Below are 16,977 nucleotides of genomic sequence, written 5' to 3'. Positions count from 1 at the left end.
AAAGATTGGCCACCGAACACAAGGTAAGGTGGCCAAACAAGTTACAAATTTTATTTAAGAAGCGTATAAGCTAATTATAATTGTCAAGAATTTTACGCTTATAAAAGGAACGATTTTTTTAATCAACTTTTTTCATCACTCGTTAGTTTTTAAAGGCATTTAACTTTTGGTTTGATCCAAAAGTTACAAAAGATCAAGGCTGTGTAGGCTACCTCGCAACCGATGGCAAAGCATTCGTGGCGCGTATTGGAGCCGTTTCACTTCCTCAATCCGCTTGTGTGCTGCAAGATGAACAGGCGTGCAAATGCTATACTGCTCGTTGCTTCGGTATCCTCCAAGGCCGTTCTTCCGACGCACAAGTCTATAGTACTAAGCTAAGGCTAATACGTCGGGTTAAAAGTAGAAGCCTTCCGTTCTGCTGAAATATCGCCTAGGAAATTTGCGGTTTGCACGTTACGGTGAGGCACTACCTTTAAAGCAAAGTTCCAAGCGATGAGTTTATTCGCGTTCTGTCCATTTTTGGTACTCATGAGCTCCCTACGGTCGGTTTTGGTTACTTTTTTCATCACTCGTTCGTTTTTTAAAGGCATTCAAGCTACTTCGTGGTCTGCGGAAGAAAGTGACAAAAAAAAATCGTTCTTTTAATCTAAACACCTTCATCTATATGTTAAAGGCGAAGCTGACCAACAGGGATTCACCGAAGGTAATCCCTGTTATAACTGCTTGATTTTGATGTTTCTGAAAGAGACGACATTCCCATGATCCTGTAAGGCAATTTTTCCTTTAGGATATTTAGCGAATCCTTCCCAATCGTGGAATTTACTTTTGGCAATCAATTGATTCCATTCTTCAGAACCTTTTTTGACATGAGCAGTTTGTACCCCGTTTAACCACAGAGTAATTTCTCCTTGATTATACAGAATACGCGCTTGGTTCCATTCGCCAACTGGCTTTGGTTTGGAAACATCAGGTCCGCCGATTAAATCGTATAATGAACCTGCTAAGTGATTGGGAATAAAGCGATCACCCGCATTGATGTTGTCCAATACTTGCATTTCTATTCCTGTTTGGTAAGTTGCACCATATTTTGGATCTTCATGGATACCAAATATAACACCACTGTTTCCGCCGTCACTTATTTTCCACTCCAAGGTCAGATCGTAATTTTCATATTCGGCGTCGGTTACCAAATCGCCTTTTTCCGCCTTATCAACGGTTGGATCGAAAACTAAGGCACCGTCTTTGACAGACCATGCGGCAGTGGCCTTGTCTTTTTGATAGGTGTGCCATCCTGTAGTGGACTTTCCATCAAATAGAAGCACCCATCCATCTTTCTTTTCTTTAGAGCTTAAGGCATTTGGCTTTTGCGCAAAGGTAGCTGTAGCCAGGAATAAACAGGCACAGATACTTAGTGAAATCTTCTTCATTTGTTTTTTCTTAATGTTTTTGTTGTTCTTTAGTTCTGATTCGTTTACTGTGGTTAACTGTTAAAACGTTTTTGCGCAAGATATAAAAATCTCCGGAAAATTGAAGTTGTTTTGTCATATTTAAGGATTCATTAACAACTTTGTTTCATTCACCTTGACTGATATTTTCAATTTGTATAAGTTTGGCTCTTCTTCATGAGCTTACGATCGATCAGCCATACGCAAGTCCTATTGATGGGCGTGTGTATTTTTTTATGTTTAATTGCGTATAAAGGACGTGCGCAGACTGAACTGTTACATGAATTGTCTATTCATAGTGATAACGATGCCTATTTGTTCATTAATCAGGACCAATACTATACTAACGGAATATCCTTTAGCTATCGTCAATTAGTCGACAAGGATTTTAGTGCTGCGAGTGCTAAGAAGAAGATCTGGGGAATAGCGATAGGCCATAAACTATATAATGCATATAACGGTTTCAGCGAGTTGGTATTGATGGACAGGCCTTTTACAGCCTACTTATATGGAAGAGCAAGTAAGGCATGGCTCTATCGGGACGAATCGAGCTTAAACCTTGGTGCAGAAGTGGGCTTATATGGTAAAGGTGCTTTTGGCGAGGCGCTACAGGAAGGTTTTCACAATCTGTTCGGCTTTTATGAAATCAGCGGTTGGGAGTATCAATTGCGCGATCATGTAACACTGGATTTGCGGGCGAAGTATAGTCGACTGCTACTACGAAGTACCTCCGGTAAAATGGATCTGCAGCTTCAATCAAGCATGTCTCTGGGCTTAAATCAAAGTTTTATCGGTGCGGGCCCGGTATTGCGGCTTGGCAAATTGAACGCTTTGTACGCGTCTGCTTATAACGGGAGTCGGTTATTTCGAAAAGGCGAGGTCGTCAATAAAGAGCGTTACTTTTACTATCGGCCAATGCTGTTTTACCGATTATACGATGCGAGCATACAGGGAGGGATGTTACTGGATGACAAAGGACCTGTTACCTTTGGCATTAAGCCTTGGATGCTTAGTCAAATTGTTGGCTTCACTTATGCGCATCGTCACGTAACGATCGACGCGCATCTCCAGTTTAATACCAAAGAAGTTAAAAGTAATGCCACTGCCCATCAGTTTGGCTCCATTTCGATTGGATATGCCTTTTAATACGCACAATAAATTTGTAATTTATTTGTAACATTTTAAAGTGCCCTGCGTCTATGTGGAATAAAGTGCACGCAAAAAAGCTCATAAATTCATATTAAACGCAAGGCCTTGAAAGCTTTTATTTTATCAATTACTATTTCTCTCTATTTCTTTTCCTTTTCCTTCGCCCAACAAATAACGCTTAGTGGCACCGTGAGAGACGCTTCCAGTGGTGAGACATTGATCGGCGCCAGCATCAAGGTGAAAGAGAGCGCTTCCGGTGTTAGCGCCAATTCGTATGGCTTTTACTCATTAAGCCTGGCAAAAGGAAGGTACACCATTCAGGTATCCTCGGTAGGCTATACCATGCAAGAACGAGCGGTTGAATTAAGCGGGGATCTCCGCCTGGATTTTTCACTGGAGCCGGCTAATCAACTCGAAACAGTCGAAATCAATGCCGTTTCGAGTAGGGAGCAAATCGAAAGCCCGCAAATGGGTGTCAACAAAATTAGCATTAAGGAAGTGAATAATGTGCCCGTATTGTTTGGGGAACGCGACGTGTTAAAAACCATTCAATTGCTCCCGGGAGTGTTAAGTGCGGGCGAAGGGAATAGCGGTTTTTTTGTGCGGGGAGGAACAACCGATCAAAATTTGATTTTACTTGATGAAGCCATGGTTTATAATGCATCCCATTTGATGGGCTTCTTCTCCACCTTTAACTCCGATGCGATCAAAGATGTTAACCTGTATAAGGGTGGAATGCCTGCGCAATACGGTGGGCGCTTGGCGTCGGTACTGGACGTCAATATGCTGGATGGTAATAATCAACGTTTCGGTATGGATGGCGGCATCGGCCTAATTGCTTCTCGATTAAAGGTGGAGGGCCCCATAAAGAAGGGCAAGGGGTCTTTTATGTTAAGCGGTAGGCGTACCTACGCTGATTTATTTCTGAAGCTTTCTTCGGACACTTCGGTAAACAGCAGCGTTCTGTATTTTTATGATTTGAACTTAAAAGCCAATTATCAGCTTGATCAAAACAATACACTCTATCTTTCAGGTTATTTCGGAAAGGACGTGCTGGGCTATGCAAACGACTTCGATTTCGATTGGGGAAATGCTACCGGAACCTTACGGTGGAACCATGTCTTCAACAGTCGACTTTTCTCAAACACCTCATTTATTTACAGCGACTTTAAGTACAATGTGGGCGTGTATACCGATAACAATGATTTGAAAATCAACTCGCGTATACAGAATTTGAACTTGAAACAGGATTTTCATTACTTTTCAAGTAGTCGCAGCAATCTACGTTTCGGATTAAACCTAATGCGGCAGGAAATCTCACCGGCGGGTATCGACGCCTCGGAAGAATCGGATATCAATTCGTTGCGAATTGAAAATAGGCAAGGCTATGAGCTGGCGGCGTACCTCTCGCATGAATGGAAACCTAGTAATCGGCTCAGCTTTATTTATGGCTTGCGATTGAATTCCTTCTTATTAATGGGGCCCGGTGAATTTAATACTTATGATTCAGAAGGTGATATTATTCAAACCGATATTTATGGAAGTGGTAAATTGGTAAAGAGCTACATTAATCCGGAACCGCGATTTTCCGTCAACTATATGCTCAATGAGAATAGCAGCGTGAAAGCTTCCTATAACCGCAATACACAAAACTTACATCAGCTCACGAATACAACCTCATCGTTACCGACGGATGCCTGGGTATTGAGCAGTAACAATATAAAGCCCCAAATAGCGGATCAGGGTGCCTTGGGGTATTATCGGAATTTTAATGATGATCAGTACGAGTTTTCTGCGGAGGTGTACTACAAGGATATGCAAAATCAGATCGATTATAAAAATGCTGCTGATTTACAGGCAAACGCGCATGTAGAAGCGGAATTGGTATATGGTGTGGGTAAGTCTTACGGACTGGAACTTTTTATGAAGAAAAGAACGGGCCGCTTGAATGGGTGGGTTAGCTATACATTATCCCGAAGTAAAAGAAGATTTGATGAAATCAACAATGGTAATTGGTTTGCTGCCCGCCAAGACCGTATCCACAATATTGCGATTGTGGGTATGTACAAATTTTCCGATCGTTGGAGTTTCTCCGGAACCTTTGTATATTACACGGGTAATGCCGTTACCTTCCCAAGTGGAAAATATAGTATCGGTGGTAAATCCACTTGGTACTATACGGAGCGAAATGGTTATCGTATGCCGGATTATCACCGGTTGGATTTAGGGGCGACGCTGGAATCGAAACCCGGAAAACGTTTTAAGTCGAGCTGGACCTTTGGTCTCTATAATGCCTATAACCGGAAAAACGCTTATATTATTGATTTTAGGGAAAATGAAAATGACCCGAATGTTACGGAAGCCTATAAAGTGGCCTTGTTTGGTATTATACCTTCAGTAACGTGGAATTTTAAATTTTAAGGATGATAACTATGAAAAAATCCCTTTCTTTTTTAAATAAGCAATTGTATATAAATGTTTTAACTGTTTCAATGATTCTTTTTGGTTTAAGTTCCTGTGAAGAAGTGATTGATATTGAATTAAAAGAAGCTGATCAAGTGTTGGTGATAGAAGGCGGGGTGTCGAATACCGAAACAACGCATTATGTTTATATATCCAAAACGGTACCCTTCTCATCAAACAGTACCAATAACCCGCAGTCCGGTGCCGTTGTGAAAATCCAAGAAGAAGGAACGTCCGCGGAGCGTACCTTTACAGAGGTGAGCCCGGGACAATATCGAATAAACAACTATCAGGCGAATCCAGGCCGGACTTATAGATTGACAGTCGACTTTGAGAATGAGCAATATATGGCTAGTTCAACGATGCCTGCCCCTATTGCCATTGACTCCATCGGGACGGTGACCGATAGCTTTTTTGGCGACGAGGAGAAAACGGTGGGGGTTGTATATCAGGACCCACCCGGCGAGAAGAATTATTATCGGTACCTGGTTGCCGTGAATGGAAAACCCTCGAACTTCGTTTTTGCTTATAATGATAAGTTTAATGACGGCAAGAAGGTGCAAAGAAATTTATATCATGAAGACCTGGATTTAGCTGTGGGCGATTATGTAGAGGTGGAGCAGCATTGCATCGATCAAGCTGTTTATACCTATTTCAACGGCATTCAGTCGAACAACCCGGGCTCTGCCGCACCCGCCAATCCGAAATCAAACTTTAGCAATGGCGCTTTAGGGTATTTTAGTGCTCATAGTATAACACGGGCATCTACCACGATTGAGTAGGGGGGATAACGAGTGATGAATGATGAATGATGAATGATGAATGATGAATGATGAACGCCCATTATCACATAAGTTAATTCCTTACTCAACTACTCAACGATTTAACTATTCAACTTAACCCAGACATAAGACAAAGGTATCAGGACACAAGATTTTATTAAAGGATTTAGGCGATAAGCCATAAGTAGGCTTTAGGCAATAAGCTATAAGCAGTAAGCATTAGGCTTGCACAAACCACCTATTATCACATTGTCTAACCGACCGTAGGGAGCTCATGAGTACCAAAAAAAGCAAACACTTACGAATAATCGGCTAATTTCCTACTTAACTACTTAACCACTCAACCACTTAACTACTTAACCACTCAACTACTCAACTACTCAACCACTTAACTATCACTACAAAAGCTTAAATTCATAACCCTTATCCAGCCAATAGTCAATGGCTTTTGGGAGGGCGTAAAGTAAGCGCGGTACAGCTTTTATATTGTCGTGAAATACGACGATAGAACCGTTGGTAACATGCTGTATGGCATTTTGGTAACAGGCTTCGGGGCTCAATTTGTGATCAAAGTCGTAGGTTATCACATCCCACATGATGATTTCGTATGTATCTCTTAGTTTTTTGAACTGTGGAAGGGTGCACTTACCATAAGGAGGACGAAATAGATTCGTTTGGGTAAGCTGTTGGCATTTCTCTACATTTTCCAAATAAGTAGCTAAAGGTGTTTGCCAGCCTTTTAAATGGTTATAGGTGTGATTGCCTACTCGATGGCCTTGAAGCTTGACTTGCTCAAAAATTTCAGGATGTTTAACAATGTTTTCGCCAACGCAAAAGAAGGTGGCTTGAATGTTATATTTTTTTAAGATATTTAATACCTGTGGTGTAACATCAGGTATGGGTCCGTCGTCAAAGGTTAAATAAATATGCTTTTCTTTCCGATTGCGATTCCAGGTGAGTTTAGGTAGAAGTAAGCGTAACCATAAAGGTGATTTGACAATATTCATTTTACGGCGCAGTGATTTGTTTAGGGCGAAGGTAAAACAATTAAATACATTAATAAGAAGTTGAGAAAAATTTACTAGATGATACAACGTAAACCCGCAATGAAATATTTTAAATATGGCTGCTTAGTACTAATTGCATGTGCCATCTCCGTTTCTGCCAATGCGCAGAAAACCATTACCATCCGAGAAGCTCTAGATCAGGCTTTACGTAATAATTTACAGGTTAAACAGGCTGTCTTTCAAAGCTCGCTGAGTGAAGAGGATGTGTTGCAGGCGAAGATGGATCTTTATCCATCGGTAAGCGGTACCGTACAAGGTTCTAAGAATTGGGGTTTAAGTTTTGACCAAACATCAGGACAATTGATTAATACGTCTATTACTTCAGCTGGAGCAAGTTTATCTGGTAACATGGTACTCTTCGGTGGTTTTCAGAAGGTAAACCAAATTAAAGCGAATAAATACCAGCTCCTTTCCAGCCAAAGTAATGTAGATAAAGTAAAAAATGATCTGGTGCTACAGGTAGTAACCAAATATTTGGAAGCCTTAAGTAACAAGGATATGGCCACGGCAGCCAAACAACAAGTAGCTTTATCGACCGAGCAATTAGAAGCGCAGAAATATAATTACGAGGTAGGTAATAAGACGTTGGCCGACTTATCCCAAGCGAAGAGCCAATTAGCCACCGATGAATTAAATCTCGTTACAGCCCAAAATGCTTATGATTTATCCATCCTGGATTTGAAACAGTTAATGGAAATGAATCCGGTGAATGATATTGCCCTGGAAAAACCGCCCTTGCCGGATGTGGCAAAATTGGTTTCCAGCTATGTAGCAGAAGACATTTATCAAGAGGCCGTGCAGCAATATCCCGATATTAAGGTAGCGGAATACAATACATTGGTGGCATTAAAAAACATAGACATCGCCAAAGGTGGTTTTTATCCGCAATTATCGATCGGAGCAGGCTATGGGACGAACTATTCGTCGCAGGCAGTGAAAGACTTTGTAACTAGAGAACCTATAAGCTTTGGACGTCAGCTCGATCAGAATAAAAACACTAATGTCTTTGCACAATTAAGTATTCCCATTTTTGACAATTACAGAAGAAACATCACCTTAAGAAAAGCCAAGATTTCTTACGAAAGTGCGGTGAATGATGAACGCTTAGCGAAGAACAACCTGAATAAAGTGGTTAATCAGGCGGTATTGGATCTAAGAACGGCTGAGAAGAAGTATTACTCTACGCAAGAAAATTTTAAATCGGCTTCGGATGCTTTTGAGGTGTTGAAACAGCGTTACGATGTAGGTTTGGCAAATGCGGTAGAGCTATCCACACAACAAACTGCCAAGAATAAGGCTGAATTTGATTTTATTCAAGCACGATACGACTTTATTTTTAGAAGCAAGGTGATTGACTTTTATTTAGGTCGCCCCATCACCTTTAATAATTAATGGGCTATTATATTTATCATAACATCAAAATAAACCATGGCGAAGAAGAAAAAAGGTACACTTAAATATATCATCATTGGTGCAGTTGTTTTGCTTATCCTGGTGGTTATAGCCGGCAAGATGGGCTGGATCGGTGGGCCGAAGAAAGAATTGATTGCCACCGAGAAAGCGGAGAAGCGGACGGTTCAGGAAACGGTATCGGCTAGTGGCAAGGTACAGCCTGAAAAAGAGGTGAAGCTGAGCTCGGAAGTGTCCGGAGAAATTGTGGAACTGAATGTGAAGGAGGGAGAAGTGGTGACGAAAGGACAAATTTTATGTCGTATTAAGCCGGACATTTTACAATCAGGGTATGACAAAGCCGTTGCTTCTTTAAATTCACAACGTGCTGCATTAGCTTCTGCACAACAACAATTGAAGCAATCCGAAGCTTCCTTAAATATTATGGAAGCTACTTTTAAACGGACGCAACAGCTTTACAATCGGAAAGTAATTTCGGCCGCCGAATTTGATAAAGCCAGAACCGACTACGAAAGTGCCCTCGCGAGTGTAGAAGCACAACGGCAGAATGTAATTGGCTCCCGTTATGGAATTGACCAATCACAAGCAGCGGTGAAGGAGGCGGGCGATAATTTGGCGAGAACGACCATTTATGCACCGGTAGATGGCGTTATCTCCTGGTTGGGGGCTGAGCAGGGAGAGCGCGTGGTAGGAACTGCGCAGATGGCGGGAACCGAGATTATGCGCATTGCTAACATGAGTTCAATGGAAGTGAACGTGGATGTAAATGAAAGTGACATCAACCGGGTTTCGTTGAACAATGAAGCTACCATCGAAATCGATGCATTCCGAGGTAGAAAATTTAAGGGCATTGTAACGGAGATTGCAAGCTCTTCGTCGGCAAATGCCTTGTCTTCTTCCTCTACCACAACCACTTCCAACACGGATCAGGTAACGAATTTTACGGTGAAAGTTCGAATCTTACCGGAGTCGTACGAAGATTTGTTAAAACCGAACCGGCCTAATCCATCTCCTTTTAGACCGGGATTGTCGGCTACAGTTGATATCTTGACGGAAAAAGATACCGGTTTAGCCGTTCCTATCCAAGCGGTAACAACGCGCGAAGATGCAACCGCGAAGAAGGACAGCACGGCCAATGACGCTAAAAAAGACGATGGATTTAAATCGAATGTAAAGGAATATGTATTTGTTTATGATCCGGCCACAACCAAGGTGAAACAAGTCGAGGTAACTACCGGTATTCAGGACGATGCTTATATCCGTATCTTATCAGGACTGAAAGAGGGGCAGGAAGTAGTAATACGGCCGTTCAATGCCATCAGCAAAACCTTGAAAGACGGTGATCTGGTAGAAAAAACAACAAAAGATAAAGTGAATTAGTAGATTGAGTGTAGAATGTTATGATTGTTTTCCAAGCTGAGATACTAAAATTTAGCAGAAAAGGTGAAAAGAGCGGCTGGTCTTACATCGAAATTCCGCGAGCGCTTGCTGAGCAGTTAAAATCAGACTATCGAAAGAGTTTTCGTGTAAGAGGGAAGATCGATCAAGAGCCTGTGCAAGGATTAGCCCTTACCCCCATGGGTGAGGGCAATTTTATTTTAGCATTAAGGGCATCGCTGCGAAAAAAAATCCGTAAAGAAGAAGGTGATATCATCCAACTGGAGCTGGAAGAGGATACCGACTTCAAAATGGAAATACCCGAAGATCTTGAGTTATGCCTTTGTGAGGAGGAGACTTGGATCAACCAATTTCTATCCCTGGCAAAGTCGCACCAGCATTACTTTATCAAATGGATCAATGAAGCTAAAACGGAAGCAACGCGTACCAAACGGATTGCCTTAACGGTAGAAGCAATGGAAAAACAGCTCGACTTTGGTGCAATGATCCGTATGGACAAAGCGAGGAGGAATAGTTAAAATGCCTGTTAAATAAAAGATGGCGTACATTTTGATAGGAGGTTATGAGCAATGATATTTAAATTCATCGCTAGAAATTATCTCCTAACAAATAAGTATCTTTGTGTATGTCAATAATAAGCATGGAAGCCGAAAGTGCTGACACAATTGTTGCACTTGCGACACCCACAGGAAGCGGTGCTATTGCCGTTATCCGTTTGTCGGGACCACAAGCAATTGAAATAGTAAACGGCGTCTTTAAGGGAAAAGATTTAAGCAAACAAGCAAGCCATACAGTGCATTTTGGAACCATCCACGACGAGGATGGGAAAATTTTAGATGAAGTGCTGGCTTCTGTTTTTATTGCACCCCATTCTTATACGAGAGAAAATGTAGTAGAGGTTTCTACGCATGGTTCCAAGTATATTGTAGAAAGCATTATTAAGCTTTTTATAAGAAAAGGTGCCCGTGCTGCAAAACCGGGGGAATTTACACTTAGAGCTTTTTTGCATGGAGGAATGGATCTATCACAAGCGGAGGCTGTGGCAGATTTGATTGCTTCTAATTCGGCCGCTTCACATCAAGTTGCAATGCAGCAAATGCGTGGTGGCTTCTCCAATGAATTAAAACAATTACGGGAACAGCTGATTCATTTTGCTTCTATGATTGAGCTGGAGCTCGATTTTTCGGAGGAAGATGTCGAATTTGCAAACCGTAGTCAACTCAAGGATCTCATCCTGGAGATCATTAAAGTGTTACACCGACTTATTTTATCGTTTGAGCAAGGTAATGTGCTAAAGAATGGCGTTCCGATCGTTATTGCCGGTAAACCAAATGTGGGTAAATCCACGCTGTTGAATGCTTTGCTAAACGAAGAAAGAGCGATTGTGTCTGATATTGCCGGTACAACGCGGGATACCATTGAGGATGAAATCAACATTCAAGGAGTAAGCTTCCGTTTTATCGATACGGCTGGCATTCGGGATACGGAAGATATTATTGAAGCGAAAGGGGTAGAACGTACGCGCGAGAAAATGAAAAAGGCCCGATTGGTTATTTATTTGGTAGATCCGGTTGATGATGCATTTGAAGAGGTTTCCATTCAGGTGGCGGATCTGATTTTACTGAGAACGCCTTTTGTTCTGGTCATCAATAAAAAGGATCTGTTATCACCCGATGCGTTAGCCCAATACGAGCCGCTTAACCCGGTATTTATATCAGCTAAAAGTGGAGATGGGGTAGAGGCGCTGAAAGAAGAGCTCTTAAATCAGGTAAGTCTCCGAAATATTAATGTAGATGATGTAATGGTAACCAATATTCGACATGTAGAGGCGCTTCTTAAAACGCAAGCATCGCTGGAAAAGGTTTTGTACGGAATTGATAACCCGATTACCTCAGACTTTCTAGCGATGGACATAAGGCAGGCACTCCATCATTTAGGAGAGATTACGGGACAAGTAAGCACGGAAGACCTCTTGGATAACATATTCAGTAAGTTTTGTATCGGCAAGTAAGTGCCGTAAATAGAAACACAAAAACCACCTATCGCGCTGATAGATGGTTTTTATCTAGAAAGTATAGCACGTAACTAACGTGTACAATCGGCTGTCCACGTACCATTATCGTTTGATACCAGCATTTTCAAGGTATTCGCGGTTATGGTAATGCCGGTAAGTCCATCGCCTATACTAACGTAAGTGTTGTCCCCCTGTTGCTGGAACTTAACGCCATTAATGTTGGGGATGCTACTACCAAAATCGAAGGTATACGAATCATCGACTTTGACAACAGTTACACGGCCATCGTCATCCGCAATGGTCTCGCTTCCGTTGCTGAAGGTGATGGTTCCGTTGTATGTCCCTACAAAGAAATCGTTGTCTGCCGGATCGTCGTCTTTACTACACCCCACAGTAAACAAGAGCATGGCAATGGCCAACATGCCTAAAAATTTAATTTTGCTTTTCATAGTAATATAGATATTTAGCACTAGATAAGGCAAGCACCATGCCAAATGCAGTTGATGCAAATTTAAATGGCAAGAAGCTGTATTCGATTATCAAAGCCTCGGTTTTTCTAGGGAATCGTTTGGTGACTGATCCGGGATAATGAACCGTCATCCATGTATATGTTCTCTTTTTCCGTAAGATTGAATGAGCTTACCTTCAAATTCCAACCATTCTTTCCAGCGTTTATCCACATCTACATCGAGGGTGTATTTACGTGCAAAATTTAAAAAAGTAGTATAATGATTGGCTTCTGAGACCATGAGGTCATAATAAAATTTGGCCAATTCTTCGTCCGCTATATTTTGGGATAGCACGCGAAAACGCTCGCAACTGCGAGCCTCAATCATGGCTGCAAAGAGTAATCGATCAATAAAAGCGGTGTTTCGGCTGCCGTCTTTTTTAGAGAATCGCATCAGCTGGTTTACATAGTCGTCCTTCCGCTCTCTGCCGAGTGTATAACCTCGTTTTTTGATGATATCAATTACCATTTGGAAATGTTGCATTTCTTCAATAGCAATCGCCGTTAATTCGTGCACTAAATCTTCGTGTTCGGAATTGTTGGTAATTAACGAAATGGCGTTAGAGGCTGCTTTCTGCTCGCACCAAGCATGGTCTGTTAAGATCTCTTCCAAATTTGTTTGCGCAATATTCGCCCAACGGGGGTCTGTCAGTAGTTTTAATCCAAGCATAGCAAAGTCTTTTCCATGCAAACTTAGGGAAAAGCTTTTAATTTAGAAGGGACGATTGAATCGTTAAGTGGTTGAGTAGTTAAGTGGTTGAGTAGTTGAGTGGTTGAGTAGTTGAGTGGTTGAGTAGTTGAGTGGTTGAGTAGTTAAGTGGTTGAGTAGTTAAGTGGTTGAGTAGTTAAGTGGTTAAGTGGTTGAGTGGTTGAGTAGTTAAGTAGTTAAATGGTTAAGTGGTTAAGTAGTTAAGTAGTTGAGTGGTTAAGTAGGAAATAGCCGATTATTCGTAAGTGTTTGCTTTTTTTGGTACTCATGAGCTCCCTACGGTCGGTTAGCCAATGTGATATAGGTGGTCTGGGCAAGCCTAATGCTTACTGCTTATAGCTTATTGCCTAAAGCCTACTGCTTATAGCTTAATGCTTATTGCCTATCGCCTAAAGCCTTTAATAAAATATGTCCGGATTATTGTAACATCCCTGCCTATCGTGAAGATTCTCGATAGGCAGGGGGGGAATATTAAACAATACGTTTAACTGATGGTATCCCGCTTAATACTTGTATTGTTGATTATACTGTGTACCGGAACCTGCAATTGTTTGCGAGTCTTCTTTGACTACTTTTCCATCAACTTCTGCTTTATAGCTGAATTTAATTGGAACCTCGTCGAAGTTTTGGCAGGAAATGACGACTGCGGCTTGAGCCAGTGGAATGTTTGACTCAATTACGTAAGTACGTTTGCTTGGAAAATCTTCTATTCTTACGGATGGTTCGTTGGTTCTAACCTGACCATCCACTTTCCAAAGAGTTGATTCTTGATAGTTTGTAGGTACACCGCCAAAAGAAAAACTTGCAGTTTCATCTTCGCCCAACCCTTCCGCCGTAACCGTGAATTTGTATTTATGGGTGTCAAAATCCTGCGGTTGTGGATCATCGTCGTCCGAGCAGGCGTTCATGGCCAATACACTGGCCGCTAAAAAACAGGATAGAAAAAATCGTTTCATAAGTGTAATTAATATGTTTTAAACTTTTGTTCTTAATTATCGAGGGATATAACTTCTTTATAAAGGCCCGAAATAATTTTCCCAAAGGTATACAGCTGAGAAAAGCTGAGCAATTCCGGTTTATGGGTGTTTTTTTCTACTGGTTTTCCGGTAGCGATCCACATCAGCAGTCTTTCACATTGAAGCGGAAATTTTTGAAAGGCGAGTATAAGGTCAACGAAATGTAATTCAATCCACTTATTATCAATGTTTCGTCATTTACATCTCTATCAATAGGGATATCGGGAAAAGTCGATATATATTTGCTGCATGGATCAATTGGCGATTTTCAAAGCACTCTCTAATAAGACCCGGTTGGATATCCTCCAATGGCTTAAAGACCCTGAGCTGCATTTTCCTCCACAGGAGCATGCCGACTTTATGGAAGTTGGGGTTTGTGTAGGGAAGATACAGGAGAAGTGCGGCATGACACAGTCCACGGTGTCAGAATACTTGGCCCTGTTATTAAAGGCCGGTCTACTGGAAGCAACAAGAATAGGACAGTGGACCTACTATAAACGTAATGAGAAGGCCTTTGAATTGTTAGGAGACTTTGTGAAATCGGCGCTATAAATAAAAAGTAAAAAGCTTGCCTCCCGTAGGGAGGGTAAAAATTCAAAAGAATGAGTACCACAAAATTGTTTGAACCTTTTCAACTGAAGTCGTTGAATTTAAAGAATAGAATCGTTATGGCGCCTATGACACGGTCATTCTCGCCGAATGGTGTGCCCACAAATGCAGTGGCTGCATATTATAGCAAGCGGGCTGCAAGTGATGTAGGGTTAATTTTATCAGAAGGTACGGTGATTGACCGCGTATCCTCTTCGAACGACCCAAATATCCCGCATTTCTATGGCGAATCGGCCTTGGCCGGCTGGCAGCAGGTGATTAAGAGTGTACAGGCAGCAAGAGGCAGCATGGGGCCGCAGATATGGCACATGGGTATTATGGAAAATCACCATTCCGGTTGGGTTCCTGCAGCACCTTTTGAAGGGCCTTCAGATTTGGCAAGGCCGGGGTTTTCCAATGGGAGAGCCATGAGTGAAAAAGACATTGAAGACACCATACGAGCTTTTGGTAGCGCGGCAGCAGACGCAAAGCGTTTAGGCTTTGATTGTGTTGAGATACACGGGGCACATGGTTATTTAATCGATCAATTTTTCTGGGAAGCCACCAATAACCGAACAGATATTTATGGGGGCAAAACCTTATCCGAACGTTCACGTTTTGCCATAGAAGTCATCAAAGAGGTTAGAAAACAGGTTGGGGAACATTTTACCATTATTTTACGCCTATCGCAATGGAAAGGGAGCGATTATAGCTATAAACATGCAAAAACACCTGCTGAGATGGAAGCATGGTTGCAGCCCTTAGCCGACGCAGGTGTTGATATTTTTCATTGTTCACAACGTCGTTTTTGGGAAGCAGAGTTTGAGGAATCTGACTTAAACTTTGCGGGTTGGGCGAAAAAGTTGACAGGAAAGGCTACCATTACGGTTGGGTCTGTTGGCTTGTCCGGTGAGTTTTTAGCCGCGTTTAGAGGTGAAAGTTCCAACCCTAGTTCGTTGGATGAGCTTATCCGCCGATTGGATAGGGGGGATTTCGATCTTGTGGCTGTAGGACGTGCACTTTTAGCGGATCCACTCTGGGTTACGAAAATACGAGATAATCGTTCGGATGAATTAAAGGGTTTTACCCGAGAAGCCCTGGTTGAGTTGATTTAATTTAATCATGCTTTCTGATAAGAGACCTGCCGGTAGCGATTTTGTAATGACATCTGCGGTGCATTAGACATTGTTAATGCCGACGGGTCCTTCTATTTATAAACCTCGCCGTATCTCAGGCAACACCCAAAATTTCTCAAAAAGGGAGCAAAAGATTCAAATATTATATTGAACTAACAAAAGTGTTGCCATAAATGCAATAATTTTCCGTCCTTTACAATAACATTATGCCACGGGAAGAAAGTTCTTTGTGGTTGAGAAGAGATAGATGAAAGGCCAGCTTTCATGAATACCTTATAAAATAAACGTGGATGGCTAATCGCTTTTATGTGCTAAAAGGCATTATACGTAAAAGCGTTGCTCGCTTGTTCTATTTTGTATGTCAGATTCACGATGGATAGGCTAATTATCAAAGTTTATATAATCAGAATAAAACCACATGAGCGAAGATTTTCTTCAACACATTTATGAGAAACAGCATCGGGTAGAAGTAGTTCCCTCCAATAAAGTAATAGCGGAATGGGCCTTTAATTTATTGGATTTAATTTATCCGGAACGACTTACTTCTCCTAAGCAGAGTTTAACGGGGATACGGGAACGTTTTTTAAGTTTGCAAAGCGATTTGGTGAAACTTTTGGACGCAACAAAAGCTTGCAAAGACTGTAATAATCAAGCGGTAGCAGCAATTTTTTTTGAGCGCGTTCCTGACTTGTATCGTGTAATGAATACCGATGTGGAAGCTATTTTAAATGGTGATCCGGCTTCGCGGAGTAAGTTTGAAATTATTCGTACCTATCCGGGGTTTTTGGCAATTTCTCTCTATCGTATTGCTCACGCTTTGTTCAAATTGGAGGTGCCATTAATACCTCGGATATTAACAGAGCATGCACATTCGCTTACGGGGATCGATATTCATCCGGGTGCGGAAATCGGCGAGTATTTATATATCGACCATGGTACAGGGATCGTAATTGGAGAAACTACGGTTATCGGTAATCATGTTAAACTTTACCAGGGGGTAACTTTGGGCGCGTTAAGCGTGGAAAAGTTTATGGCTAATACGAAACGACATCCGACCATTGAAGATTATGTAATAATTTATGCAGGAGCTACGATTCTGGGAGGAGATACGGTGGTAGGAACACACTCGACAATCGGCGGTAATGTTTGGCTTACGAAAAGTGTTCCTGCGGGATCTACGGTGTATCATCAATCGACTATCAAGGTAGTGGAAGCGGGTATAGGAAGTACCATCGTTGACCCTGGAAAGAAATAGGTATTTAAATCAAACAATGGGGTTAAGAGCATTAGTT

Annotated in this window: 16 protein-coding genes; 10 read left to right on the top strand and 6 right to left on the bottom strand. The window is 41.7% G+C overall.

Features of this window, described 5'->3' with window-relative positions:
* Positions 1-380: 380 nt before the first annotated feature.
* Positions 381-566, bottom strand: coding sequence for a hypothetical protein (locus tag ACH11B_RS21920; protein ID WP_377608599.1), 186 nt, complete (start codon positions 564-566; stop codon positions 381-383).
* A gap of 147 nt (positions 567-713) precedes the next feature.
* Entirely contained in the window at positions 714-1,427 is a 714-nt protein-coding gene (locus tag ACH11B_RS21915) for a DUF1080 domain-containing protein (protein WP_013667389.1), read from the bottom strand.
* A gap of 195 nt (positions 1,428-1,622) precedes the next feature.
* Between ACH11B_RS21915 and ACH11B_RS21910 the strand changes: the two genes are divergently transcribed.
* The 3 genes from ACH11B_RS21910 to ACH11B_RS21900 all read left to right on the top strand — a co-directional run bounded on the left by ACH11B_RS21910 (position 1,623) and on the right by ACH11B_RS21900 (position 5,839).
* Positions 1,623-2,591, top strand: a complete 969-nt coding sequence (locus ACH11B_RS21910) for a lipid A deacylase LpxR family protein (RefSeq protein WP_377608601.1) — start codon at positions 1,623-1,625, stop codon at positions 2,589-2,591.
* 108 nt (positions 2,592-2,699) lie between these two features.
* Entirely contained in the window at positions 2,700-5,015 is a 2,316-nt protein-coding gene (locus ACH11B_RS21905) for a TonB-dependent receptor (protein WP_013667387.1), read from the top strand.
* A gap of 2 nt (positions 5,016-5,017) precedes the next feature.
* The gene (locus ACH11B_RS21900) at positions 5,018-5,839 is read left to right on the top strand and encodes a DUF4249 domain-containing protein (protein ID WP_049795083.1); all 822 of its coding nucleotides are present in this window, start codon (positions 5,018-5,020) and stop codon (positions 5,837-5,839) included.
* Between the two features lie 398 nt (positions 5,840-6,237).
* Here ACH11B_RS21900 and ACH11B_RS21895 read toward each other — a convergent pair whose 3' ends face one another.
* The gene (locus tag ACH11B_RS21895; protein ID WP_377608603.1) at positions 6,238-6,846 is read right to left on the bottom strand and encodes a polysaccharide deacetylase family protein; all 609 of its coding nucleotides are present in this window, start codon (positions 6,844-6,846) and stop codon (positions 6,238-6,240) included.
* Positions 6,847-6,945: 99 nt separating this feature from the next.
* Here ACH11B_RS21895 and ACH11B_RS21890 point away from each other — a divergent pair, with 99 nt between their 5' ends.
* From ACH11B_RS21890 to mnmE, 4 genes are all read left to right on the top strand, one after another.
* The gene (locus ACH11B_RS21890; protein ID WP_404273988.1) at positions 6,946-8,298 is read left to right on the top strand and encodes a TolC family protein; all 1,353 of its coding nucleotides are present in this window, start codon (positions 6,946-6,948) and stop codon (positions 8,296-8,298) included.
* Between the two features lie 36 nt (positions 8,299-8,334).
* Positions 8,335-9,696 (top strand): efflux RND transporter periplasmic adaptor subunit, encoded by a 1,362-nt coding sequence (locus ACH11B_RS21885; protein WP_013667383.1) that lies wholly within the window; start codon positions 8,335-8,337, stop codon positions 9,694-9,696.
* Positions 9,697-9,716: 20 nt separating this feature from the next.
* Positions 9,717-10,232 carry a YdeI/OmpD-associated family protein gene (locus ACH11B_RS21880; RefSeq protein ID WP_377608607.1) on the top strand — a complete coding sequence of 172 codons (516 nt, stop codon included), beginning with the start codon at positions 9,717-9,719 and terminating at the stop codon, positions 10,230-10,232.
* Between the two features lie 107 nt (positions 10,233-10,339).
* Positions 10,340-11,725, top strand: coding sequence for a tRNA uridine-5-carboxymethylaminomethyl(34) synthesis GTPase MnmE (mnmE, locus tag ACH11B_RS21875; protein ID WP_377608609.1), 1,386 nt, complete (start codon positions 10,340-10,342; stop codon positions 11,723-11,725).
* Between the two features lie 74 nt (positions 11,726-11,799).
* On the opposite strand, the gene ACH11B_RS21870 is transcribed toward mnmE, so the two are convergent.
* The 3 genes from ACH11B_RS21870 to ACH11B_RS21860 all read right to left on the bottom strand — a co-directional run bounded on the left by ACH11B_RS21870 (position 11,800) and on the right by ACH11B_RS21860 (position 13,901).
* Positions 11,800-12,177 (bottom strand): hypothetical protein, encoded by a 378-nt coding sequence (locus ACH11B_RS21870; RefSeq protein WP_013667380.1) that lies wholly within the window; start codon positions 12,175-12,177, stop codon positions 11,800-11,802.
* Positions 12,178-12,324: 147 nt separating this feature from the next.
* Positions 12,325-12,906, bottom strand: coding sequence for a tRNA-(ms[2]io[6]A)-hydroxylase (locus tag ACH11B_RS21865; protein ID WP_130855688.1), 582 nt, complete (start codon positions 12,904-12,906; stop codon positions 12,325-12,327).
* Positions 12,907-13,448: 542 nt separating this feature from the next.
* Positions 13,449-13,901, bottom strand: a complete 453-nt coding sequence (locus ACH11B_RS21860; protein ID WP_130855689.1) for a hypothetical protein — start codon at positions 13,899-13,901, stop codon at positions 13,449-13,451.
* A 309-nt stretch (positions 13,902-14,210) separates the two neighbouring features.
* Between ACH11B_RS21860 and ACH11B_RS21855 the strand changes: the two genes are divergently transcribed.
* The 3 genes from ACH11B_RS21855 (at position 14,211) to epsC (ending at position 16,940) form a co-directional block, all read left to right on the top strand.
* Positions 14,211-14,513 (top strand): helix-turn-helix transcriptional regulator, encoded by a 303-nt coding sequence (locus ACH11B_RS21855; RefSeq protein WP_041387630.1) that lies wholly within the window; start codon positions 14,211-14,213, stop codon positions 14,511-14,513.
* Positions 14,514-14,563: 50 nt separating this feature from the next.
* Positions 14,564-15,664, top strand: a complete 1,101-nt coding sequence (locus ACH11B_RS21850) for an NADH:flavin oxidoreductase (protein WP_377608611.1) — start codon at positions 14,564-14,566, stop codon at positions 15,662-15,664.
* Positions 15,665-16,103: 439 nt separating this feature from the next.
* Positions 16,104-16,940, top strand: a complete 837-nt coding sequence (epsC, locus tag ACH11B_RS21845) for a serine O-acetyltransferase EpsC (protein WP_130855692.1) — start codon at positions 16,104-16,106, stop codon at positions 16,938-16,940.
* Positions 16,941-16,977: the final 37 nt, after the last annotated feature.

Source organism: Olivibacter sp. EAT-5 (genome assembly GCF_044784325.1).
Classification (GTDB): domain Bacteria; phylum Bacteroidota; class Bacteroidia; order Sphingobacteriales; family Sphingobacteriaceae; genus Olivibacter; species Olivibacter oleidegradans.
This window is presented reverse-complemented; position numbering and strand designations above follow the sequence as displayed.